Source organism: Mycobacterium simiae (assembly GCF_008370645.1).
Lineage (GTDB): Bacteria > Actinomycetota > Actinomycetes > Mycobacteriales > Mycobacteriaceae > Mycobacterium > Mycobacterium simiae_A.
Genome location: NZ_VTZN01000429.1, coordinates 1 through 891 on the forward strand (window position 1 = coordinate 1; position 891 = coordinate 891).

1 protein-coding gene is annotated in these 891 nt (G+C 63.4%); it reads right to left on the minus strand.

All coding sequences use genetic code 11. The features are described 5' to 3' along the window. Positions 1-468: 468 nt before the first annotated feature. Positions 469-816: a YbaB/EbfC family nucleoid-associated protein gene (locus F0Q45_RS26265; RefSeq protein WP_149656625.1), complete on the minus strand. Its 348-nt coding sequence runs from the start codon at positions 814-816 to the stop codon at positions 469-471. Between the last annotated feature and the right edge of the window lie 75 nt (positions 817-891).

An 891-nucleotide genomic window follows, 5' to 3' on the forward strand; every position in this document is an offset into this window, starting at 1 on the left:
TACCGCTGGCAGGCCTAACGACACCATCCACACCCATGCCGGCTTGAGGTTTCGTCTCTGCGATTTCGCGACGAGCCGGCAGTCAGCGCCGCAGAGGCCGCCGAGCAAGCAAACCCTGTGCCCCTGCTACATTGCCGGCGCGATGAAAATCGTAGCGAGCCAGAACAATAGCGAACCAAACCTTGGCGCTGCTTCCGCAGCGCTGGGGGCACGTTGTCGGTTCGGGTGTTGGGGCGCTTCAGCCGGATCGGCGCAGGCCGACTTTCGGCCGTTGGTTTCACGCCGGACGTCGTGGTGCACAACAGTAATTGAACTCCCAGCAAGCCAACTGCGGCGAAATCAGCAAGGTCGCGCGGCAGGGCATACACCCGGTCGGGCGCTGACTGCTCATCGTCGCCGTAGAGTCGCCGAAGAGCCGCCGAACAGCGGACGGCACTGCCAGTGGTGTGCCGCTAAGCCCGCGATCGCTTAGGTCACGTCCAAAGTCTTCTTGAGCGAGTCGGCAATGCCGGCCACCACCTCGATGAGCCGGTCGTACTCGGCGTCGATAGCGGCGGTCGCGGTGGTCCGCGCGTTGCCCAGCGCCTCGTTGATGCGCTGCTCCACCGTGTCGGCGCCCAGCCGCAGCAGGCCCTCTTCGATATACAGACCGGTCAAGCACAGGCCGGCATCGACGGTCACTGCGACGGCTTTGGATTCGTCGGTGGCCGTGAAGGTTTCGGTATTCCTGCGGTGCTGCTGGTCTACCAGCGCCGACTGGAACAGCTCAGCCTGCCGCAGCGCCTCAGACACCTGAGGGTGCATCTCGCTGGTCATCTGGATCCTTACTTGTCGAGCTGATTTACGTGGGCGATTCGCGATAACGCCCCTTGGTGTCAAGGTCGCACCTAG

Bases quoted from the DNA above. Each gene is read 5' to 3' on its own strand.
- F0Q45_RS26265 (WP_149656625.1), bottom strand. From the start codon at position 816: ATGACCAGCGAGATGCACCCTCAGGTGTCTGAGGCGCTGCGGCAGGCT.